We start from the raw sequence: 22,985 nt of genomic DNA, 5'->3' as shown, positions 1-22,985 counted from the left end.
GACGGCTGGAACATCACCGGCGACACCTACATCCGCGACACCGACGGCTACTTCTGGTTCCAGGCCCGCAGCGACGACATGATCGTCTCGGCCGGCTACAACATCGCCGGCCCCGAGGTCGAACAGGCTCTGATGGGCCACCCGGACGTGGCCGACTGCGCGGTCGTCGGCGCACCCGACGGGAGCCGCGGAGCGATCGTCAAGGCGTACGTGGTGCTGCGCCCGGGCGCCGCGGCCGACCCGGCCACCGCCGCCGCGCTGCAGGACTTCGTCAAGCAGACCATCGCCCCGTACAAGTACCCGCGCGCGGTCGAGTTCGTCACCGAACTGCCGCGCAACTCCAGCGGCAAGCTGCGCCGCGCGGAGCTGCGCGACCGGGCCCGCACCGACGCCGCCCGGTGACCTGCACCGCCGTCACACCGCCCACCCCGCGCGATCCCGTCGCCGCCGTCACGGAAGGCCCAGCCATGGACGAGCTCCCACCCCCGCCGCCCGCGTCCCCGCCGCCCGCACCCTCGCAGCCCCTTGCGCCCGGCGTAAACCCGGCCGGGACGCTGCCGGGCGTGGTGATCGAGCGTCAGGTCGAGTGGTCGGACACCGACGCCGCCGGCCACCACCACTTCTCGGCGGTCCTGCGCTGGGCCGAGGCGGCGGAGGCCGCCCTGCTGCGCAGGCTCGGGCTCGGTGACCTGTTCGGCAGCATTCCGCGGGTCCACTTCGAGGCGGACTACCTGGCCCGGCTGTGGTTCGGCGACGTGGTCCGGATCGAGCTGCGGGTGGCGCGGGTCGGGGAGACCTCGCTGCACTACGTCTTCGAGGTGCACGGCCCCGCGGGCCCCGCCGCGACCGGGCGGATGTCGGTGGTCCACTCGGCGGCCACCGCCAAGGGTGCGGCGCCGTGGAGCGCGGACGCCCGTAGGCGGCTGACCGTCTGCGGGCCGCAGCAACCGGAGACGCACGGCGGCTGAACCGATTCGGCCGCCAACCGCACCCGGCCGCCGACCGCACCCGGCCGCCGACCGCACCCGGCCGCCGACCGCACGGCGGTCGACGTGCGGCCCGGCGCCACGGGCGCGGAGCGCGTATCGCGTTCTCTTGACGCTCGACAGAGGTGCGCCATAGCGTGATGACACGAACACTGGAGGACCTTCATGCGCGTAGCAGTCATCGGGGGAGGGCCCGGCGGCCTGTACTTCGCCGCCCTGGCCAAGCAGCTCTCGCCGGACTGGGAGATCACCCTCTGGGAGCGCAACGCCCGCGACGACGCATCCGGCTTCGGTGTGGTGTTCTCGGACGAGACGCTGGACGGGATCGCCCAGGGCGACCCCGAGGTGTTCGCCGCCATCTCGGCGGAGTTCGCCCGGTGGAGCGACATCGACATCCACTTCGGCGGCGAGGTCCGCACCTCCGGCGGTCACGGGTTCGCCGCCCTCGACCGCAACCGGCTGCGGGAGGTCCTGCAGAAGCGCTGCGCCGGGCTCGGGGTCGACGTCCGGTACGGCACGCCGGCGCCGCCGGTCGGGGAGCTCTCGGCCACCCACGACCTGGTGGTCGCCGCCGACGGCGTCCGCTCGGCCACCCGGGAGGCCTTCCCGGCCGGCTTCCGGCCGGAGCTGGACGAGCGGCACTGCCGCTACATGTGGCTCTCCACCGACCGGGTCTTCGAGGCCTTCACCTTCATCGTGGAGCAGCGCGACTTCGGCGTCGTCCAGGTGCACGCCTACCCGTACTCCGACCGCCGCTCCACCTTCATCGTCGAACTCGAGGAGCAGGCCTGGCGGCGGGCCGGCTTCGAGGCCCTGGCCGGGCGGGAGTTCGGGCGCGGCGAGAGCGACGAGGAGAGCGTACGACGGTGCGAGGAGATCCTGGCCGCCCACCTGGACGGCCACCGGCTGATCCCCAACGCCTCCCGGTGGATCCGGTTCACCACCGTCCGCAACGCCTCCTGGCGGCACGGGAACGTCGTCCTGCTCGGCGACGCCGCCCACACCGCGCACTTCTCGATCGGCTCGGGTACCAAGCTCGCCATGGAGGACGCCCTCGCCCTCGCCGCGAGCCTGCACGAACACCCCACCGTGGACGAGGCGTTGGCCGCGTACGAGTCCGAGCGCAGGCCGGTGGTGGAGTCGACCCAGCGGGCCGCGCAGGCCAGCCTGGAGTGGTTCGAGACGATCGGCCGCTACGGCGGCCAGGGGCCCGACCAGTTCGCCTTCAACCTGCTCACCCGCAGCCGCCGGGTCACCTACGGCAACCTGCGGGCCCGGGACGCCGCCTTCGTGGACGCCGTCGACGGCGCACTCGCCGCCGCCGACGCCGGTGACGGCCCGCCGGCGGGCGGCACGCCCGGCGCCGGACCGGCCGTGCCGCCGATGTTCCGGCCGCTGCGGCTCGGCGGGCTGACCCTGCGCAACCGCATCGTGGTGCCGCCCCTGGCGACCTACACCGCGGTGGACGGCGTGCCGGGGGCGTTCACACAGGCCCAGCTGACCGCGCAGGCGCTGGGCGGCGCCGGGCTGGTGTTCGCCGGGATGACGGCCGTCGCCCCCGACGGCCGGGCCACCCCCGGCTGCCCCGGCCTGTGGAACGACGCCCAGGAGGCCGCCTGGCGGACCGTTCTGGGCGAGATCCGCCGCAGCTCCGACACCCCGATCGGCATCCAGCTGACCCACGCCGGGCGCCGCGGACCCACCGAGGTCCCCGGGCCGGACGGGGTGGGCCGGCCGCTCGGCGCGGGCGGCTGGCCCGCCATCGCCGCCTCGGCCCTCGCCTGGGACCGCGGCCACCCCGTCCCGCGCGCCGCCACCCCCGCCGAACTCGCCGCCGTAACGGCCGACTTCGCCGCCGCGGCAGCGCGCGCCGGACGGGCCGGGTTCGACGCGCTGGAACTGCAGTTCGGCCACGGCCACCTGCTCTCCGGCTTCCTCTCGCCGCTCACCAACCACCGCACCGACGGCTACGGAGGCCCGCTCGCCGACCGGCTGCGCCTCCCGCTGGAGGTCCTGGCCGCCGTCCGCGCCGCCTGGCCGGCCGGCCGGCCGCTGATCGTCCGGATCTCGGCCGCCGACTGGGCCGAGGGCGGCACCACCGAGGAGGACGCGGTCGCGATCTGCCGGGCGCTGGCCGACGGGGGAGCGGACGCCATCGACGTCTCCACCGGCGAGGTCGTCGCCCACCAGCGGCCGCCCTACGGACGCAGCTACCAGACCCCGTTCGCCGACCTGATCCGCAACACCACCGGCGTCCCGACCATCGCGGTCGGCGCCATCTCCGGCCACGACGACGCCAACTCCATCCTGCTGGCCGGCCGCGCCGACCTGGTCGCCGTCGGCCGGGCCCACCTGTACGACCCGCTGTGGACCCTGCACGCCGCCGCCGAGCAGGGCTACGCCGGCCCCGGCGCGCCCTGGCCCGGGCCGTGGCAGGCGGGCCGCCGCAAGCCCCCGGGCCCGCGCGCCGACCGGGTCCCGCCCCGGCTGCACCTGCTGCGTACCGAGGCACCGCCCGTCCACCGGCGGTGGCGGCCCGGACAGCCGGCCCGCCCCGTCCCCGCCGCCGATTCCGGTGCCGCCGACTCCCGCGCCGCACGCTCCACCGCTTCCCGTTGAGCAGCACCCCGCCACCGGCCACGGAGGACCCCGCATGACGGACCATCTGCCCCGCTTCACCGCCGCCGCCGTCCAGGCGTCCCCGGTCTACCTCGACGCCGCCGCCACCGTGGACAAGGCGGTCGCGCTCATCCACGAGGCCGCCGGGAACGGCGCCCGGCTGGTGGTCCTGCCCGAGGTGTTCGTCCCCGGGTACCCGTACTGGAACTGGACCATGAACCCGGTCCAGGGCTCGCCCTGGTTCGAGAAGCTGTACCGCTCCTCGATCGACGTCCCCGGCCCGCACGTGGACACCCTGCGGGCCGCCGCCCGGCAGGCCGGGGTGGTCGTCGTCATCGGGGTCAACGAACGCGGCGCGCACAGCCTCGGGGTGCTCTACAACACCCTGCTCACCATCGGCCCGGACGGCGAACTGCTCGGCGTGCACCGCAAGCTGGTGCCCACCTGGGCCGAGAAGCTGACCTGGACCGGCGGCGACGGGAGCTCGCTGCAGGTCCACCGGACCGACATCGGGCCGCTCGGGGTGCTGGCCTGCGGCGAGAACACCAACACGCTCGCCCGGTTCACCCTGCTCGCCCAGGGCGAGCTGGTCCACGCCGCCGCCTACATCGCGCTGCCCGTCGGCCCCGAGGACTACGACATGGCGGAGGCCATCGCGGTCCGCACCGCGGCCCACAGCTTCGAGGGCAAGGTCTTCTCCGTGGTGGCCTGTTCCACCATCTCCCCGGAGATCGTCGACCAGGTGGCCGGCGACGACCCCGAGGTCCGCAAGCTGCTGGCCCGTCCGCGCAGTGCGCTGTCCGGGATCTTCGGACCGGACGGCCGCCCGGTCACCGAGCCGCTGATCGACGACGAGGGCATCGTCTACGCCGAGATCGACCTCGCCCGCTGCATCCAGCCCAAGCAGATGCACGACATCGTCGGCCACTACAACCGCTTCGACATCTTCCGGCTCGAGGTCGACAACCGCCCGCGCACCCCGCTGACCTTCACCACCGCCCCGGCCGCCGTGCCCGTCCCCACCGCACCGAAGGACCCCACCGCACCGAAGGAGGAGCAGTGACCACCCACGACGACAACCGGATCGGCCGCGCCCGGGTCACCGACAGTCCCGAACTGCTTGCCTACTACGACGAGTTGGCCAAGCTGGAGGCCGGCGCCCTGTGGACGGTCGCCAACGAGATCGAGCCCTGGTACCCGCAGCCCCGGTCGGTGCCGGTGCTCTGGCGCTACGACGAGCTGCGCCCGCTGGTCCACAAGGCGCTCCCGCTGGTCAAGGCCGACGACGCCGGCCGCCGGGTGGTGATGCTGGTCAACCCCGGCCGACGGGACATCAGCGCCGCCGTCGGCCTGCTCTACACCGGCCTGCAGATCATGGGCCCGGGCGAGTCCATGACCGCCCACCGCCACCAGGCCGCCGCCTTGCGCTTTGTCCACGAGGGCACCGGCGCCTGGACCATCGTCGACGGCCAGAAGCTCAAGGTCGGCCCCCGGGACTTCGCCATCACCCCCAACGGCACCTGGCACGAGCACGGCAACGAGTCCGCCGACGCCCCCGTGGTCTGGCAGGACGGACTCGACATCCCGCTGGTCAACGCGCACGACGCCGGGTTCTACGAGGTCCACCCCGACCTGTACCAGGTCCCCGGAAAGGTGATCAACTCCTCGGTGCTCAGCTACGGCGGCAACCTGCTGCCGTACGGGTCCGAGAAGTGGACCCGCCCCTACTCCCCGGTCCTCGGCTACCCGTGGGAGCCGACCTACCAGGCCCTGCTCGACCTGGCGAAGGCCAGCGAGGGCTCCCCGTACGACGGCGTCATCATGGAGTACGCCAACCCGCTGACCGGCGGCCCGGTGATGCCCACCATGGGGGCCCGGATGCAGCTGCTGCGCCCCGGGCAGGCCACCCTCGCGCACCGCCACACCGGCTCGGTGGTGTACACCGCAGCCAAGGGCCGGGGCGTGTCGGTGATCGCCGGGCAGCGGTTCGAGTGGAAGCAGGGCGACATCTTCTGCGTCCCCTCCTGGGCCTGGCACGAGCACGAGAACCTCGACCCGTCCGAGGACGCCTGCCTGTTCTCATTCGACGACCTCCCGGTGATGCGCTCCCTCGGTTTCCTGCGCGAAGAGGCCTACCCCGAGAACGGCGGCCGCCAGCCCGTCCGCCCCGAGGGCCGGTAACCCCCTCCGTTCCGCCCGCCCGTCCCCGCCCGCCCCGCCCGTCCCACCGCAAGGAGCGTCATGCGCCTGGTCACGTACACCCCGAACGACCCGAACGGCGGACCGGCCCGCCTCGGCGCCCAGCTGGGCACCCGCGTGGCCGACCTCGCCGCCCTGGCCCGCGCCGCCGGGACCGAGCTGCCCGGCGACCTGCTCTCGCTGATCCGGGCCGGTTCCACCGCCCTCGCCGCCGCCCGTACTCTGGCCGACGGTGCCCTGGCCGACGGCGCCGAGCCGGCGCGCCTTCCCGCCGGCGCCGTCCACGACCTCGCCGAGGTGACACTGCTCGCCCCGCTGCGCCCCGGGAAGATCATCGGAGTCGGCCTCAACTACGTCGAGCACGTCGAGGAGTCCAGCCGCAGCCTCGACACCGACCGCGAACTGCCCGACCGGCCGGTGCTGTTCTCCAAGCCCGCCACCGCCGTCACCGGCCCAGGACAGCCGGTCCTGCACAACGCCGGCCTGACCAAGCAGCTCGACTGGGAGTGCGAACTCGCCGTCGTCATCGGCCGGGCCGCCACCCGGGTGTCCGAGCAGGACGCCTGGGACCACGTCCTCGGCTACAGCATCGTCAACGACATCAGCGCCCGCGACCAGCGCCGCTCCGGCCAGTGGTTCTTCTCCAAGGGCCAGGACTCCTACGCCCCGTTCGGCCCCTGCGTGCTCACCGCCGACGAGATCCCCGACCCGCACGACCTCGACCTGCACCTGAGCGTGAACGGTGAGACCAAGCAGAACTCCAACACCCGGCACATGCTGTTCCGGATCCCGCGCCTGATCGCCGACATCTCCTCCGGCGTCACCCTCGAACCCGGCGACGTCATCGCCACCGGGTCGCCCTCCGGCGTCGGCGCGGGCATGGTCCCGCCGCAGTTCCTCCAGCCTGGCGACCTGATCGAGGCCACCATCCAGCACATCGGCACCCTCACCAACCCGGTGGTCGACGCCCGCTGAACCCCCGTGGGGCCGGGCGCCGTCCGCCGCCGCACCCCGGCCCCGCCGCACCGGGCTCCGCCCGCCCCAGCCACCCGCCCGCACCAGACCGAGGGAGCGCCCCATGCCGCCACGCACCTACCGGATCGGCCAGATCGTCCCGAGCTCGAACGTCACCATGGAGACCGAGGTCCCCGCCATCCTGCGGGCCCGCGAACGGGTCGCCCCCGAGCGCTTCACCTTCCACTCCAGCCGGATGCGGATGACCCACGTCACCCCCGAGCAGCTCCGGGCGATGGACGCCGACTCCGACCGCTGCGCCGTCGAACTCTCCGACGCGCACGTGGACGTCCTCGGCTACGCCTGCCTGGTCGCCATCATGAGCATGGGCCGCGGCTACCACCGGGTCTCCCAGCGGCGCCTGCACACCCGCACCGCCGACAACGGAGCTCCGGCCCCGGTCGTCACCAGCGCCGGCGCGCTGGTCAACGGCCTGCACACGATGGGCGCCCGCCGGATCGTCCTGATCGCGCCCTACCTGCGTCCGCTGACCCGCACGGTGGTCGACTACCTGACCCACGAGGGCATCACCGTCCTGGACCACGAGGCGCTGGAGATCCCCGGCAACCTTGACGTCGCCGCGCACGATCCGGCCGCGCTGCCCGCCATCGCCAAGCGCCTCGACCACGCGCAGGCCGACGCGGTGGTGCTCTCCGCCTGTGTTCAGATGCCGTCCCTGTCCGCCATCGAGGAGGCCGAACAGCAGCTCGGCAAACCCGTCGTCTCGGCCGCCGTCTGCACCGTCCACCAGATGCTCCGCTCGCTCGGCCTGCCCGCGCTCGCCCCCGGCGCCGGCCACCTGCTCTCCGGCGCGTACGCCGAGGCGCCGCTGCCGGCCGACCCGGAGCCCGCCGTCGGCTGACCGTCCCCGACCTGACCCCGAGCCGTCCCCGGCCCGGCGACGCCGGGCCTCAGGAGGACTGCCGGACCACGACCTCGAACCGGACCCTCGGCAGCTCGGGCGCCGTTCCCTCGCGCACCAACCGGTCGACCGTTTCGGCCAGCAGGTCGGCGCCGGGCATCAGGTGGCCGATCGAGGTCAGCTGCGGGCGTACCACCCGTGCCAGCACCAGGTCGTCCGCGCCGACCAGGGCGATGTCCCGCGGCACCGCGACGCCGTGGTCCCCGAGCGCCGCGCCCAGCAGGGCGGCGTACTCGTCGTTGTAGCCGAACACGCCGTCCAGCTCCAGGGCCCGGCACAGCTGGGCCACGGCCGCCGCGGCGTCCTCGGTGTAGCGCAGCGGCAGCTGGGTGACCGTCACACCGTGCTCCTCGGCGACCCGCTGGGCCCCCGCCAGACGCGGCGCGGCGAACGCCGACAGCCCCCGCTCCGCCGGCATCACCACGCCGAGCCGGGACCTGCCGCGGTCGACCAGGTGCCCGACCGCCGCGGCGCCGATCTCCGCGTGGTCGCCGATGAGGGTGAACACCCCCTCGACCGGGGTGGCCGCACTCGCCACGACCGCCCGCACCCCCGCCCGGGCCAGTACCTGCGCCGCCTCCGCGGTCAGCCGGTCGTCGCCGACCGAGACCACCGCGGCGGGCCGCAGGCGGGCCCAGGACTGCGCCGCCTCGACCGGCCCGGGGGTGCGGTCGGCGTGCAGGACCACGGTGTAGCCGAGGCGGCCGAGCGCGGTCTCGACCTCGTCGAGCCAGTCGCTGAACAGCCGCCCGATCGCGGACACCGACACCGGGATGACCACCAGGTCGCTGCGCCCGGCCCGCAGCGAGCGCGCGGCGGCGTGCGGGACGTACCCGAGTTCCTGGGCGACGGCCAGCACCTTGGCCCGGGTGGTCTCGCTGACCCGCGCCCCCGGCGTGTCGTTGAGCACGAAGGACACCGTGGCCCGGGAGACCCCCGCCGCCCGTGCGACGTCGGCACTGGTGATCTGCGGAGGGACGCTCTGATCGGTCGACATAACGATTGCATCATTCCAGGTCGGCCGGGTCTGGCGCCGCACCGGGGGAGTGGCCACAATGGTTACACGTGTTACCGGCGCGATCGGTGAGCGCGATCCCGGCACGGCCGCGCCCCACCCGGCGCCGCCCGCGCCACGGCCGGCGTACGGACCACCCCGCCCCCACGCCCGCCGCGCCGCCCGCGCCACGGCCGGCGTACGGACCACCCCGCTCCCACGCCCGCAGCCGTCCCCCCACCCCCACCCGCCGCGCCCCACGCGCGGCCCGCTCCACCGGAGCCGCCCATGAACGTGACGACGACCGACGCGGACCGCAGACGCACCCCCGCCCCCGCGTCCCAGGACGGAACGGGCCGCCTTCTCGGCCTGCTGGCCTCCGCCAACACCGCGATGTTCGCCCTGTACATGGGCGTCGGATCGGTCCTCCTCCCGACCCAGATCGCCCAGATCGACCCCGCCCACAAGGTCGCCGCCCTCGGGATGATCGGCGGCGTCAGCGCGGTCTTCGCGACCCTCTTCAACCCGGTCGCGGGCGCCCTGTCGGACCGCACCGGCCGGCGCGGCCCCTGGATCCTCGGCGGCGGCCTCGCCGCCCTGGCCATGATGGCGCTGCTCGGCGGTGCCACCACCGTGCTGCTGGCCACCATCGCCTGGTGCCTCGGCCAGGCCGCGATGAACGTCCACCAGTCCGCGGTCACCGCCGTGGTGCCGGACCGGATCCCGCCCGCCCGGCGCGGCACCGCCTCCGCCGTCGTCGGCCTCGGACTGCCCGTCGGCGGCACCCTGGGCGTCCTGATCGCCTCGCAGACCGTCTCCGGCCTGCGCACCGGCTACCTGGTGCTCGGGGCGGTGGTGGCGGTGGCCGCGGTGCTGCTCACCGCGCTGGGCCGCGAACCGCGCCGGGAACCGGCCCCGCCCGTCCCGTTCGGGCGACAGCTCAAGGCGTTCCTGTCGGCGCTCGCCACCCACGACTTCCGGTGGGCGTTCATCGGGCGTGCCCTGCTGGTCCTCGGCTACTTCTGCGTGGTCGGCTACCAGCTGTACATCCTCACCGACCACATCGAGCTGCCCGCGGGCCTCGAACCGGCCGCCGCCATCGCCATCCTGACCCCGGTCTCGATGGCCGCGATGGCCGTGTCCACCGTCCTGGGCGGCGTGCTCTCCGACCGCTGGAACCGGCGGAAGCTCTTCGTCGGGGTGTCCGCCGCCCTGGCCGGCCTGGTGATGATCGTCCCCGTGGTGAGCCCCACCTGGACCGGCATGCTGGTCTTCAGTGCCGTCAACGGCCTGGCGTTCGGCTGCTTCATGGCGGTGGACACCGCGGTCGTCACCCTGGTCCTGCCCCGCGCCGAGGACGCCGCCCGGGACATGGGCGTGCTCAACATCGCCAGCGCCGGCCCGCAGATCATCGCCCCGTTCGTCGCCTCCGCCGTGATCGCCGGCCTCGGCGGCTACACCGGGCTCTTCCTGGTCGGCGGCGCGCTCTCGCTGCTGGGCGCCCTGGCGATCCTCCCCATCCGCTCCGTCCGCTGACCCCGCCCGACCACCCGACCGACCGTCCCGCTCCCCACCCACGAGGACCCATGAACACCGAGCACCCCGAGCACGCCGAGCCCCGCACCGCCACCGATGCCACCGCCGTCACCGCCGGCACCGACGCCGATCGCGAGGCCGCCGTCGACAAGGCCCTGTCCCGACTGTCCCTGCCCGCCAAGGTCGCCCTCCTCGCCGGGGCCGACATGTGGTCGCTGCCCGCGGACGAGTCCATCGGGCTCGGCCGGCTGGTGATGTCCGACGGGCCGGCCGGCGTCCGCGGCGAGCACTGGAGCGCCGACGACCCCTCCGTCGCCATCCCCTCCCCGACCGCCCTCGCCGCGACCTGGGACACCGAACTGGTCCGCGAGGCAGGCCGGTTGCTCGCCCAGGAGGCCCGCCGCAAGGGCGCCCACGTGGTCCTCGCCCCGACCGTCAACCTGCACCGCACCCCGCGCGGCGGCCGGCACTTCGAGTGCTACTCCGAGGACCCGCTGCTCACCGGCGACCTCGGCGCCGCCCTGGTCGCCGGCGTCCAGGACGGTGGCGTCGCCACCACCCCCAAGCACTTCGTCGCCAACGACTCCGAGACCGACCGCTACACCGTCGACGTCCACCTCGACGAACGCACCCTGCGCGAGCTCTACCTGGCCCCGTTCGAGGCCATCGTCCGCAAGGCCACGCCCTGGGGCCTGATGGCCGCCTACAACCGGGTCAACGGCACCGGCATGAGCGAGCACACCACGCTCAACCAGGAGGTGCTGCGCGAGGAGTGGGGCTTCGACGGCGTCCTGGTCTCGGACTGGACCGGCGCCCGCGACACCGTGCGCTGCGCCCTCGGCGGACTCGACGTCGCGATGCCGGGACCGGCGACCGTCTACGGCGAGCACCTGGTCGCCGCCGTCCGCGACGGCCGGGTGCCGGAGCGGACGGTCGACGACCTGGCCCGCCGGGTCCTGCGGCTGGCCGCCCGGGTCGGCCTGCTGGCGGGCGCGCCCGCAGCCGTCCCCGCCGAGCTGCTGCCGCCCGCGATCGACGGGGAGGCGCTCGCCCACCGGATCGCCGCCCGCTCCTTCGTCCTGCTCCGCAACGAGGGCGGCCTCCTCCCGCTGGCCGAGCAGCCGGGCCGGGTCGCCGTGATCGGTGCGGCGGCCGCCCGGCCGCGCATCGGCGGCGGCGGCAGCGCCGAGGTCCTCCCGGCCCGGACCGTCACCCCGCTGGACGGGCTGCGCGCCGCGGGCGTCGACGTCAGTTTCGCGACGGGTTCCGACGCGCTGTCCAACCCGGCGCCGGTCGCCGTCCCGATGACCGCGGCCCTGCTGGACGCGGCGGGTGCGGAGCTGGCCGGCACGGTCGTCCCCGACGGGTTCGTGCGGTGGATCGGCGAGCTGCCCGGCCGGGTCGCCTTTGCCGACCTGGCGCAGGTCAGGCTGGCCGGCACGCTGGTACCGCAGGGCAGTGGCACCCACCGGTTCACCGTGCGGGGCGCGGGCCGGTTCCGGCTGGAGGTCGACGGCCGGGTGCTGTTCGACGACGTGCTGGTGCCCGAGGGGGACGACCCCGCGGCCGCGTTCCTGGCCCCGCCGCAGCGGCTGTTCAGCGTCGAGCTGACGGCGGGCCGGGCCGTGGACCTGGTCCTCGACCACACCCTGCCGCAGGCCGCGGGGGTGGCCGGCTTCGGGCTGGTCTCCTTCACCCTCGGCCACGCCGCGCCCGCCCTCACCGAGGACGAGCTGATCGAGGAGGCGGTGGCGGCCGCCCGCGCGGCGCGGGTCGCCGTGGTCGTGGTCGGCACCACCGAGGAGGTCGAGACCGAGGGCGTCGACCGCGCCGACCTGGCGCTGCCCGGCCGCCAGGACGACCTGGTCCACCGGGTCGCCGCGGCCAACCCGAACACCGTCGTGGTGGTCAACGCCGGTTCCCCGGTGCTGATGCCGTGGCGCGATCAGGTCGCGGCCGTCCTGCTCACCTGGTTCCCCGGCCAGGAGGCGGGCGCCGCGCTGGCGGACGTCCTGCTGGGCCGCACCGAGCCCGGCGGCCGCCTCCCCACCACCTGGCCGGCCGGGGCCGCCGACGCGCCGGTGCTGCGGGTCGAGCCGCAGGACGGCGTCCTGCCGTACGAGGAGGGCCTGTTCATCGGCTACCGGGCCTGGCAGCGGTCGGCCACCGCGCCCGCGTACTGGTTCGGGCACGGCCTCGGCTACACCGACTGGGAGTACGAGGGGATGGAGGTCAGGCACCTCGACGGCGCCGACGACGACGATCCCTACCGCGCGGTCGCCGAGGCCACCGTCTGGGTGCGCAACACCGGCGGGCGCACCGGCCGGGAGACCGTCCAGGTCTACCTCGCCCACGACGGCGTCGACCGCTCCCGCCCCGACCGCCACCTGGCCGGTTTCGCCTCCGTGCAGGCCGCGCCCGGCGAGCGGGTGGCGGCCCGGATCCGCATCCCGCGGCGGGCGTTCGAGACCTGGGACACCCCGGCCGGCCGCTGGCTGGTACGGGCGGGCGTGTACGCGGTCGAGGCCGGGCGCAGCGTCGCCGACCGCCGCCTGTCGGTGGCGCTCGACCTCCCGCCCCGCGGCTGACCACACCGGGGCGCCCCGCCACGGGGCGCCCCGGGCGCGGGCGCCGAGGGGAGCAGCGATGGCGGCCGCCCAGCCGCCCGGGGATGATGGGAGGATGTCCAGGGATGTCGTGGTGGTGGGCGCCCCGACCAGTGCGGGCAGTTACGCACCGGGTCAGGAGACGGCGCCGCGGGTGCTGCGCGAGCTCGGGCTGATCGACGGGCTGCGGGCGGCGGGCCGCCGGGTGCACGACCTCGGCGACGGGCCGCTGCAGGTGTGGGCGCCGGACCTGCGGCAGCCGCGGGCGCAGAACCTCGCGGCCGTGGTGGAGGCCGTCCAGGTGGTGGCCGCCCAGGTGGCCGGTGCGCTGGACCGGGGCGCGGACGTCCTGGTGGTCGGGGGGAACTGCACCGTGGTGCTGGGCGTGATGGGCGCGCTGACCGCGCACCGCCCCGATGCCGGACTGCTGTACGTGGACCGGCACTTCGACCTGAACACGCCGGGGACCACCCGCGACGGCGCGATGGACTGGATGGTGCTGGCGCACGCCTTCGACCTGCCGGGCGCGGCGCCGGAGCTGGCGGCCGCGGTGGACCGCCGTCCGCTGCTCGTCCCGGAGCAGGTGTTCCTGCTGGGCTCCGAGCCGGCGGTGGCGACCGGGTGGGAGCGGGAGCAGGCCGAGCGGCTGGGCCTGCGGTGGCGTTCGGGGACGGATCTGGCGGCGGCGCCGGAGGCCGAGACAGCCCGGGCGCTCGAGGCGCTGCCGGCCGGCCCGCTGGCGGTCCATCTCGACGTCGACGTCCTGGACTTCACGCAGGCGCCGCTGGCGGAGAGCACGGACGGGCGCAACAGCGGCCCGTCCCTGGGTGCGGTGACCGCCGCGCTCGCGGCGGCCTGCCGCGACCCGCGCTTCCGGGTGCTGTCGGTGGGCGAGGTGAACCCCCAGCGGGCCGCCGGGAGCCCCGAGGTGCTGAACCGATTCGTCGCCGCGCTCGGCGAGGTCCTGCGGCCGGCCGACTGACCCGGGGGGCGCGTGGGCATCCGCTGCACGCCCCCGTGGGGGCCGGCACCGGCCACGACCAGCGATAATGGACGCCATGCGCGTCGACTTCGATCCCCGGACCACAGGCCGTGACGACTTCTACCGGCTGCTGACCGCCGTCGTGGTGCCCCGGCCGATCGCCTGGGTCTCCACCGTCTCGGCCACCGGGACGGAGAACCTGGCCCCGCACTCGTTCTTCACCATCGCCAGCGTGCGGCCCCCGATGGTCCAGTTCACCTCCGTCGGCCGCAAGGACACCCTGCGCAACGTCGAGGCGACCGGCGAGTTCACCGTCTGCCTCGCCCCCGAGCCGCTGTTCGAGCAGGTCAACGCGACCGGCACCGACTTCCCGCCGGAGCACGGCGAGTTCGAGGCCGTCGGCATCGAGCGCGAGCCGTCGCTGCTGGTGAAGCCGCCGCGGGTGGCGCAGTCGCCGGTGGCGCTGGAGTGCCGGCTGCACACCACGGTCGGGCTGGGCGACTCCACGGTGGTGATCGGCGAGGTGGTGCACGCCGCGATCGACCCGGCGGTGCTGGTGGACGGGCACCCGGAGATCACCCGGATGCGGCCGCTGGCCCGCCTCGGCCGCAACGAGTGGGCCACCACCGGTGAGCTGCGCGAGATCGCCCGGATCCCGTACGCGCAGTGGACGCGGCAGGACTGACCGTCCGTCAGCCGCTTGCGGCCGGGTCCTCGTCGCGGGCGGTGACCGGCAGCAGCACCCGGAAGCGGGTGTCGCCCGGGACCGACTCCACCCGCAGGTCCCCGTGGTGCCGGTTGACCACGATCCGCCAGGAGATGTCGAGGCCGAGGCCGGTGCCCTCGCCCACCGGCTTGGTGGTGAAGAAGGGTTCGAAGATCCGGCTGCGGATCTCGTCGGGCACGCCCGGCCCGGTGTCGCCGAACTCGACCAGCACGTTGTCGTGGTCGAGGGCGGTGCGGACGGTGAGCCTGCCGGTGCCGGCCATCGCGGACAGCGCGTTGTCGATCAGGTTGGTCCACACCTGGTTGAGCTCGCCGGGGTAGGCGGGCACCCGGGGGAGGGCCCGGTCGTAGTCGCGGACCACGTCCACGCCCGCCGGGATCTTGCCGGAGAGCATCATCAGGGTGCTGTCGAGCAGTTCGTGGACGTCGACCACCCGGAACGGCGCCCGGTCGAGCTGCGAGTACTGCTTGGCCGCGCCCACCAGGTCCGAGATCCTGGTGGTGGAGTCCTCGACCTCGTTCATCAGCAGCTCGGTCTCGACCGTGTAGTGCAGCCAGCGCAGCGCGCCCTCCAGGTTCCCGGCGCCGACCGTGGACTCCACCCGCCGCAGCCACTCGAGGTCGAGCCCGGCCTGGACGAAGGCCGGGCCGAGCTGCCAGCCGTCGGCGATGCCCTTCTCCTCCAGCCAGTCCTCCACCTCGTCCTCGCGGTCGGAGGCCTCCAGCGGGCCGAGCGAGACGGCCTTGGTGGCCGCCACCTGGTCGACCGCGGCCTCCTGGAGGGTGATCAGGGACTCCAGGCTCTCCCGCGGGTACGGGTGGGGGCCGCCGGCGATCATGCCGAGCTTGTGCCGCATCCCGGCGACGCGCTCGCGCAGCGCGGCGGTGGCCCGCAGCGCCGCGGCGGCCGGGTTGTTCAGCTCGTGGGTCAGCCCGGCGGACAGCGAGCCCAGGGCGAGCAGCCGCTCGCGCTGCTCGATCGCCTCCTTGGCCACCTGCGAGCCCAGGAACAGCCCTTCCAGCAGGTGCACCGCCATCGGGAACCACGCCCGCATCAGATCCGCGAAGGTGTCCGCCGCCAGCACGAAGAACCGCGACGGGTCCACGGCCCGCAGCGAGCTGGTGTACTGCTGCGGCACCCGGTCGCCGAGGTACGCCTGGAACGCCCCGGCGTACACGCCGCGCTGCGAGGTCCGGTTCACCTCGACGTCGTCGGCGCCGACCCGGCGGGAGAGCACGATGGTGCCGTCCAGCAGCACGTAGAAGCAGGTCGCCGGGGAGCCCTCGGCGTACACCTGGCCGGGCGGGTACTGCTCCACCCGGCCCTCGCGGCACAGCCAGGACAGCTGCTCGGGGCTGAGGTGCTCGAACAGGAACAGGGTGCGCAGCTCCTCGGGGCTGCACAGGACCACCGGTGCGCTCATGCCGTCACAGCCTCTCCAGGTAGCGGTGCACCAGCATCACCGCCATCGCTCCCTCGCCGACCGCCGAGGCGACCCGCTTGGCCGACTCGGAGCGGGCGTCGCCCGCCACGAACACCCCGGGCACGCTCGTCTCCAGGTGGTACGGGAGGCGCTCCAGCGGCCAGCCCTTCGGCGGTTCGCCGCCCGTCGCCAGGTCCGGCCCGGCGATCACGAAGCCGCGGGCATCGCGTTCCACCACGCCCTGCAGCCAGTCCGTCAGCGGGGCCGCGCCGATGAACACGAACAGCCACTGGGCGTCGACCTGCTCGGTGGCGCCGGTGGCGGTGTCCCGGAGGGTGAGCCGTTCCAGGTGGCCGTCGCCGTGCGCCTCGGCCACCTCGGTGCCGGTGCGGACGGTCACCGACGGCAGCTCCTTGATCTGCTGGACCAGGTAGTACGACATCGACCGGGTCAGTGAGTCGGCCCGCACCAAGATGGTCACCGAGCGGGCGGTCCTGGCCAGGTGGACGGCGGCCTGGCCGGCCGAGTTCGCCCCGCCGACGACGTACACGTCCTTACCCGCGCAGCCGGCCGTCTCGGTCAGCGCCGCGCCGTAGTAGACGCCCCGCCCGGTCAGGTCGGCCACGCCCGGCGCGGCCAGCTGCCGGTAGGTGACGCCGGTCGCCAGCAGCACGGTGTGCGCGGCGATGGCCGAGCCGTCCGCGAAGCGCACGGTCCGGGACGGGCCGTTGACCTCCAGGCCGACCACCTCGCGGGCGGTCAGCATCTCGGCGCCGAACCGGGCCGCCTGGCGGCGCGCCCGGTCGGTCAGCTGCGCGCCGGAGACGCCGTCGGGGAAGCCCAGGTAGTTCTCGATCCGCGAGCTCTGGCCGGCCTGGCCGCCGGTCGCGGTGCGCTCCACCAGGACGGTCCGCAGGCCCTCGGAGGCGCCGTAGACGGCGGCGCCGAGGCCCGCGGGGCCGCCGCCGACCACGATCAGGTCGTAGAACTCCGCGGACGGGGCCGTCGCCAGGCCGACCCGGCCAGCCAGTTCGGGGGCGTCCGGTTCGACCAGCACCTCGCCGTCCGGGGTGATCACCAGCGGCAGCCGCAGCCCGTCCTCGCCGGCGGCCGCCAGCAGCCGCTGCCCCTCGGGCTCGTCGGAGGGGAACCAGCGGTAGGGCACCTGGTTGCGGGCCAGGAACTCGCGGACCTCCCAGGAGTGCGCGGACCAGCGGTGGCCGACCACCTTGGTCTCCGGCATCGGGCGGTGGTCGGAGGCCAGCCAGCTGTCCAGCAGGTCGTCGACGACCGGGTAGAGCTTCTCCTTCGGCGGGTCCCACGGTTTGAGCAGGTAGTGGTCGAGGTCGACCAGGTTGATCGCGTCGATCGCGGCGCCGGTGTCGGCGTAGGCGGTGAGCAGGACCCGGCGGGCGCCGGGGAAGACGTCCATCGCCCGCTCCAGGAACTCGATGCCGTTCATCTGCGGCATCCGGTAGTCGGCGACGATCACCGCGACGGCGTCGCCGCGCAGCTTCATCTCGTTCAGCGCGTCCAGGGCGGAGTCGGCGGTCTCGGCCCGGACCACCCGGTGCGAGGCGCCGTAGCGGCGCCGCAGGTCGCGGGCGACGGCCCGGGACACCCCGGGGTCGTCGTCGACGGTGAGGATCACCGTGCGCGGCGCGTCGCCGGTCTCTGTCATCGCTCTCCCTCGCGGGCCGCGGGGGCCGCCCGCCCCGGCCGGGTACGGGTGCCGCCTCCTCACCGATTCTCTGCCCGGACCGGCGGGTGCCGCCTCCCGGGCCGGGACGCTCAGCGCCGCGGGTCCGCCGCGGCCGGGGCGGCCCTGAGCAGCAGGGTGGCGATGTCGTCGTCGTGCCGGCCGTCGGCGCGGGCCCGGGCCAGCAGGCCGTCGGTGGTGCGGGACGGTGAACTGCCGGGCGGGACCCGGTCCAGCTGCTCGCAGATCCCGGCGATGGCGTGGTCGAGCTCGACCCCGCGGGCCTCCACCAGCCCGTCGGTGTACAGGAACAGCAGGGTCCCGGCCGGGAACGGGATCTCGGCGACCGGGTAGCGCGCCTGCGGGTCGATGCCGAGCGGCGGGCCCGGCACCAGGTCCAGGACGCGGGCGGGCCGGCCGGGCGGGCGCAGCACCGGCGGGGGGTGGCCGGCGTCGGCCAGGAGGGCGCGGTGCGCGGCGAGGTCGAGGTGGACGTAGAGGCAGGTGGTGAACATGCCCGGGTCGAGGTCGCAGAGCAGCCGGTTGGCGCGGGCCAGCACCTGGTCGGGGGGCGCGCCGGAGGCGGCGTGCACGGCGGTGCGGACCTGGCCCATCAGGGCGGCGGCGGGCGCGTTGTGGCCCTGGACGTCGCCGATCACTGCGGCGGCGCTGGTCGGGCCGAGCCGGATGACGTCGTAGAAGTCGCCGCCGATGTCCAGGCCCTCGGTGGCGGGTGCGTAGCGGGCGGCGACGTCGAGTCCGGGGATGCCGGGGAGGGCGTGCGGCAGCAGGGCCTGCTGGAGTTCGTGGGCGAGTCCGTGCTTGGTGTCGTACAGCCGGGCGCGTTCCAGGGCCTGGGCGAGCAGCCCGGCGAGCGAGGTGAGGACGGTGCGTTCGTCGGCGGCGAAGCGGTGCGGCTCGTCGTAGGCGAGCAGGCAGCAGCCGACCGGGCGGCCGGAGGTGATCAGCGGGAGCACCGCCCAGGCCTTCTTCCCGGTCACCTGCGGCACGTCGGGGTAGACCTCGACCAGTTCCTCGCGGGAGCCGAAGAACCCGGGCACCCCGGAGGTGAGGGCGTCGACGGTTGGGGTGAGGTGGGCGCGCAGCGGGATGCTGTTGAAGCGTTCGATCGACTCCGGGGTGTAGCCGCGGTAGCCGCTGACGTGCAGGCGGCCGTGGTCGTTGGTGAGCAGTGCGACGCCCTGGGCGTCGAACGCGGGCAGGATCTGCTCGGCCACAAGGTCGATCACGTCGTTGACGCTGACCGCCTCGGTGAGGGCCGCGGCCAGGTGCATGATCTGGTAGAGCTGGCCCGCCCGGGAGACCGGCGCGGCCTGCGGCCGGGTGGCCGGCGGCCCGTCCGCCGGTCCGGGGCCGGCCGGGGTGATCCGGATGCTGATGCCGTCCTCGCCCGGGTACAGCCGGAACGACAGCCAGTGGTCGGGCGGGCGCAGCGCGGTGAACGCGGAGGGCTGGCGGCTGATCAGCGCGGAGCGGTAGCGGTCCTCGTAGGCGGGGTCGTCCAGCCAGGGCAGGCTCTGCCAGGGCAGGCCGCCGAGCAGGTCCTCGGCCTCGGCGCCGAGCAGTTCGCAGGCGCCGGCGGTGAGGTAGGTGATCCGCCCGTTCAGGTCCAGGCTGCAGCTGCCGCCGGGCAGGCGTTCGGCGAACGCGGCGGCGGCGTCGGCGGGCAGGGACTCCAGCGGCCGCTGGACGGGCAGCACCCGGGGCCGGGCCGGTGCGGTGAACGGGTGCCCGGCGGCGTCGGCCTGGGCCAGCAGCCGGGCCAGGCGTCCGCACTCGGCGCCGATCAGGTCGCGTTCCAGCGGGCTGGCCTGGGCGGAGTGGGAGGCGGGCCACAGCAGCAGCAGGGCGCCCCAGCAGCGCTGCGGGGTCTCGATCGGGGCGGCGGCCAGCGCGAAGTGGTACGGCAGCGCCACGGCGGTGCGGGGGTACTGCCGGGCGAACTCCTGCTGGCTGCCGGACCACACCAGCCGCCGTTCGCGTACGGCGTCGGACACCGGCAGTGGCGAGGCCAGTGCGGCCCTGATCCACGGGGCGATGAACTCGGCGGGCAGGCCCCGCAGCACCGCGAGGTGGAGCACCGGCTCGTCGGCGGGCAGCAGGTAGACCGCGCCGGTGGTGGCGCCGCAGCGGCGGATGGTCTCGGTGAGCGCCGCGTCCAGCAGCGCGTCCCGGCCGCCCGCCTCAGCGCCGCCCGGCACCGCGGGTCCCGGTCCGGCGGCGGGTCGGGCGCCCGGCCGGCGGCGGTACGGGCGCGGCGCCGTACGAGCGCGCAGCGCGACGGTCGGTCCGGACATCACCCATACGCAGGACGCTACGCCCGTCCCCGGACGGCAGCACACCGGGACGGCGGGCCGCGGCGGGCGCGGGTAGGGCGAGGGCCCGTCCGGCGGATCCCGCCGGATCGGTGGGCGGCGCCGGGCGTGCGCCCGAGTCGGCCTCGTCCTGGACGTACTGGGTCCGGCGGGGGCACCTCCCGGCCGAAGGCGGGGGAGGGCGGTCCGTCGTCGCGCGCCCGCCGGATCCGCCGGACAGGCGACGGCCCCGCGGGCCGCCGCGCGCCGCCCGTCGCCGGGTGGTGTGCGGGGTCCGCGGGGCCGTGGCCGCGAGGCGGGTCAGCCGAGGGTCGCGATGGCCTCGTTGAAGGTCTGCGACGGGCGCATCACGGCGGCGGCCAGCTCGGCCACCGGCTGGAAGTAGCCACCGATGTCGGCCGGCGAGCCCTGGACCGCGATCAGCTCGGCGACGATGGTCTGCTCCTGCTCGGCGAGCGTCTTGGCGAGCGCCGCGAAGGCCTCCGCGAGCTGGGCGTCGTCGGTCTGCTGCGCCAGCTCCTGGGCCCAGTACAGGGCCAGGTAGAAGTGGCTGCCGCGGTTGTCGATGCCGCCGAGGCGGCGGCTCGGCGACTTGTCCTCGTTGAGGAAGGTGCCGGTGGCCCGGTCGAGGGTGTCGGCCAGGACCTGGGCGCGCTCGTTGCCGGTGGTCTGGGCGAGGTGCTCGAAGCTGACCGCCAGCGCGAGGAACTCGCCGAGGCTGTCCCAGCGCAGGTAGTTCTCCTTGACCAGCTGCTGGACGTGCTTCGGGGCGGAGCCGCCGGCGCCGGTCTCGAACAGGCCGCCGCCGTTCATCAGCGGGACCACCGAGAGCATCTTGGCGCTGGTGCCCAGCTCCAGGATCGGGAACAGGTCGGTGAGGTAGTCGCGCAGCACGTTGCCGGTGACCGAGATGGTGTCCTCGCCGCGGCGGATCCGCTCCAGCGAGAACGCGGTGGCCTCGACCGGGGAGAGGATCTCGATCTGCAGGCCCTCGGTGTCGTGCTCCGGCAGGTACGCCTTGACCTTCTCGATCAGGACGGCGTCGTGCGCGCGGGCCGCGTCCAGCCAGAACACCGCCGGGGAGCCGGTGGCGCGGGCGCGGGAGACGGCCAGCTTGACCCAGTCCTGGATCGGCAGGTCCTTGGTCTGGCACATCCGGAAGATGTCGCCGACGGCGACCGGCTGCTCCAGCACCGCGGTGCCCGCGGCGTCGACGACCCGCACGGTACCGGCGGTGGCGATCTCGAAGGTCTTGTCGTGGCTGCCGTACTCCTCGGCCTTCTGCGCCATCAGGCCGACGTTGGGCACCGAGCCCATGGTCGACGGGTCGAAGGCGCCGTGCGCGCGGCAGTCGTCGATGACGGCCTGGTACACGCCGGAGTAGCTGCTGTCCGGCAGGACGGCCAGGGTGTCGGCCTCCTTGCCGTCCGGGCCCCACATGTGGCCGGAGGTGCGGATCATGGCCGGCATGGAGGCGTCGACGATGACGTCGCTGGGGACGTGCAGGTTGGTGATGCCCTTGTCGGAGTCGACCATCGCGAGGGCGGGGCCCTCGGCGAGCTCGGCGTCGAAGGAGGCCTTGATCGCCGCTCCCTCGGGCAGCGCGTCCAGGCCCTTGAGCACGGCGCCGAGGCCGTCGTTGGGGCTCAGGCCGGCGGCGGCCAGGGTCTCGCCGTAGGCCGCGAAGGTCTTCGGGAAGAAGGCGCGCACGACGTGGCCGAACACGATCGGGTCGGAGACCTTCATCATGGTGGCCTTGAGGTGCACCGAGAACAGCACGCCCTCGGCCTTGGCCCGGACGACCTGGGCGGCGAGGAACTCGCGCAGTGCGGCGACGCGCATCACGGAGGCGTCGACGACCTCGCCGGCCAGCACCGGGACCTTCTCGCGCAGCACGGTGGTTGTGCCGTCCTCGGCGACCAGCTCGATCCGCAGCGCACCGGCCTCGTTGACCACCGCGGAGCGCTCGGTGGAGCGGAAGTCGTCGGCGCCCATGGTGGCGACGTTGGTCTTGGAGTCGCCGGTCCAGGCGCCCATGCGGTGGGGGTGGGCCTTGGCGTAGTTCTTGACCGACAGGGGGGCGCGGCGGTCGGAGTTGCCCTCGCGCAGCACCGGGTTGACGGCGCTGCCCTTGACCTTGTCGTAGCGGGCGCGGGTCTCGCGCTCCTCGTCGGTCTTCGGGTCGTCCGGGTAGTCCGGCAGGGCGTAGCCCTGCTGCTGCAGCTCGGCGACCGCGGCCTTGAGCTGCGGGATCGAGGCCGAGATGTTCGGCAGCTTGATGATGTTGGCCCCGGGGGTCTTCGCGAGCTCGCCGAGCTCGGCGAGGGCGTCGGCGATGCGCTGGCCCTCCTCCAGACGCTCCGGGAAGCTGGCGATGATGCGCCCGGCCAGGGAGATGTCGCGCGTCTCCACCGTGACGCCCGCCGTCGAGGCGTACGCCTGCACCACGGGCAGGAACGAATACGTCGCCAGGGCCGGGGCCTCGTCGGTGTGCGTATAGATGATGGTCGAGTCAGTCACCGGTACTCCGCTTCACGTCTACAACGTCTTGATGTCAAGATATCTCGTGACGGGCCCTCCCCGACACCACCCCCCGGATCGAGATGCCGGGCGCGCCGCATCCGCCGTCCGGATGACGACTTCTCGTCCTATCCTGCCTGGACGCGGCGACGTGCGCAGAGCGCCTCACTTTGATCGCTGCCGCGGTGCGTGGCGTCCTCTCGGGGACGAGCCGAGCGGTCGTCGACTGGCTGATGAACCTACTGGCGGAGAGGGAGGTCCGCGGAGGGCAGCCGGAGTCAGGGTGGGTGGAATCGGCCTGGAAGGCGAGATGACCGGCCATCTCGGCAGTGAGCGTTTTCAGCGTTGAAGCTCCAGGGTGAGGACAGCCTTGGCTGCTGACGTCAGCCAGTTCGGGCTGCAGCGGGCGTGTCGGAAGATCC

The 22,985-nt window shown here is 74.5% G+C and carries 15 protein-coding genes and 1 pseudogene; 11 read left to right on the top strand and 5 right to left on the bottom strand.

Translation table 11 applies throughout. From position 1 onward, the window contains the following. The 7 genes and pseudogenes from AB0D08_RS34480 to AB0D08_RS34450 form a co-directional block, all read left to right on the top strand. A pseudogene (locus tag AB0D08_RS34480) lies at positions 1 to 402 on the top strand (2-aminobenzoate-CoA ligase); the annotation flags it as partial. Between the two features lie 161 nt (positions 403 to 563). Beyond that, entirely contained in the window at positions 564 to 968 is a 405-nt protein-coding gene (locus tag AB0D08_RS34475) for a thioesterase family protein (protein WP_359894194.1), read from the top strand. Between the two features lie 183 nt (positions 969 to 1,151). Then, positions 1,152 to 3,605, top strand: a complete 2,454-nt coding sequence (locus tag AB0D08_RS34470; protein ID WP_359894192.1) for an FAD-dependent monooxygenase — start codon at positions 1,152 to 1,154, stop codon at positions 3,603 to 3,605. A gap of 34 nt (positions 3,606 to 3,639) precedes the next feature. Continuing rightward, entirely contained in the window at positions 3,640 to 4,668 is a 1,029-nt protein-coding gene (locus AB0D08_RS34465) for a carbon-nitrogen hydrolase family protein (RefSeq protein WP_033825997.1), read from the top strand. Further along, the gene (locus AB0D08_RS34460) at positions 4,665 to 5,786 is read left to right on the top strand and encodes a cupin domain-containing protein (protein ID WP_033825996.1); all 1,122 of its coding nucleotides are present in this window, start codon (positions 4,665 to 4,667) and stop codon (positions 5,784 to 5,786) included. Before AB0D08_RS34465 ends, AB0D08_RS34460 begins: the two co-directional genes overlap by 4 nt. A 60-nt stretch (positions 5,787 to 5,846) precedes the next feature. Next, entirely contained in the window at positions 5,847 to 6,779 is a 933-nt protein-coding gene (locus AB0D08_RS34455; protein WP_359894190.1) for a fumarylacetoacetate hydrolase family protein, read from the top strand. A gap of 103 nt (positions 6,780 to 6,882) precedes the next feature. Then, entirely contained in the window at positions 6,883 to 7,680 is a 798-nt protein-coding gene (locus AB0D08_RS34450; protein ID WP_033822050.1) for an Asp/Glu racemase, read from the top strand. Positions 7,681 to 7,729: 49 nt separating this feature from the next. On the opposite strand, the gene AB0D08_RS34445 is transcribed toward AB0D08_RS34450, so the two are convergent. Then, positions 7,730 to 8,737: a LacI family DNA-binding transcriptional regulator gene (locus AB0D08_RS34445; RefSeq protein ID WP_033822051.1), complete on the bottom strand. Its 1,008-nt coding sequence runs from the start codon at positions 8,735 to 8,737 to the stop codon at positions 7,730 to 7,732. A 285-nt stretch (positions 8,738 to 9,022) separates the two neighbouring features. On the opposite strand from AB0D08_RS34445, the gene AB0D08_RS34440 reads away from it, so the two are divergent. The 4 genes from AB0D08_RS34440 to AB0D08_RS34425 all read left to right on the top strand — a co-directional run bounded on the left by AB0D08_RS34440 (position 9,023) and on the right by AB0D08_RS34425 (position 14,543). Further along, positions 9,023 to 10,270 carry an MFS transporter gene (locus AB0D08_RS34440; RefSeq protein ID WP_359894187.1) on the top strand — a complete coding sequence of 416 codons (1,248 nt, stop codon included), beginning with the start codon at positions 9,023 to 9,025 and terminating at the stop codon, positions 10,268 to 10,270. A gap of 50 nt (positions 10,271 to 10,320) precedes the next feature. Further along, a complete protein-coding gene (locus AB0D08_RS34435) occupies positions 10,321 to 12,858 on the top strand; it encodes a glycoside hydrolase family 3 C-terminal domain-containing protein (RefSeq protein ID WP_359894186.1) in 2,538 nt (845 codons plus the stop codon). Between the two features lie 94 nt (positions 12,859 to 12,952). Beyond that, positions 12,953 to 13,858: an arginase family protein gene (locus AB0D08_RS34430; protein ID WP_359894184.1), complete on the top strand. Its 906-nt coding sequence runs from the start codon at positions 12,953 to 12,955 to the stop codon at positions 13,856 to 13,858. Between the two features lie 76 nt (positions 13,859 to 13,934). Beyond that, complete coding sequence (locus AB0D08_RS34425; protein WP_359894183.1) at positions 13,935 to 14,543, top strand: flavin reductase family protein; 609 nt, start codon at positions 13,935 to 13,937, stop codon at positions 14,541 to 14,543. Between the two features lie 7 nt (positions 14,544 to 14,550). Here AB0D08_RS34425 and AB0D08_RS34420 read toward each other — a convergent pair whose 3' ends face one another. The 4 genes from AB0D08_RS34420 to AB0D08_RS34405 form a co-directional block, all read right to left on the bottom strand. Continuing rightward, entirely contained in the window at positions 14,551 to 16,008 is a 1,458-nt protein-coding gene (locus AB0D08_RS34420; protein WP_033821023.1) for an ATP-binding protein, read from the bottom strand. Positions 16,009 to 16,012: 4 nt separating this feature from the next. Continuing rightward, positions 16,013 to 17,689 (bottom strand): FAD-dependent oxidoreductase, encoded by a 1,677-nt coding sequence (locus AB0D08_RS34415; RefSeq protein ID WP_359894181.1) that lies wholly within the window; start codon positions 17,687 to 17,689, stop codon positions 16,013 to 16,015. A 110-nt stretch (positions 17,690 to 17,799) separates the two neighbouring features. After that, positions 17,800 to 20,025, bottom strand: coding sequence for a SpoIIE family protein phosphatase (locus tag AB0D08_RS34410; protein ID WP_359894179.1), 2,226 nt, complete (start codon positions 20,023 to 20,025; stop codon positions 17,800 to 17,802). Between the two features lie 318 nt (positions 20,026 to 20,343). Beyond that, positions 20,344 to 22,563: an NADP-dependent isocitrate dehydrogenase gene (locus tag AB0D08_RS34405; protein WP_359894177.1), complete on the bottom strand. Its 2,220-nt coding sequence runs from the start codon at positions 22,561 to 22,563 to the stop codon at positions 20,344 to 20,346. Positions 22,564 to 22,985 lie beyond the last annotated feature (422 nt).

This window comes from Kitasatospora sp. NPDC048540, assembly GCF_040651175.1.
Taxonomy (GTDB): domain Bacteria; phylum Actinomycetota; class Actinomycetes; order Streptomycetales; family Streptomycetaceae; genus Kitasatospora.
The sequence above is the reverse complement of the archived record's forward strand: the minus strand, read 5'-3'. Positions and strand labels throughout refer to the sequence as shown.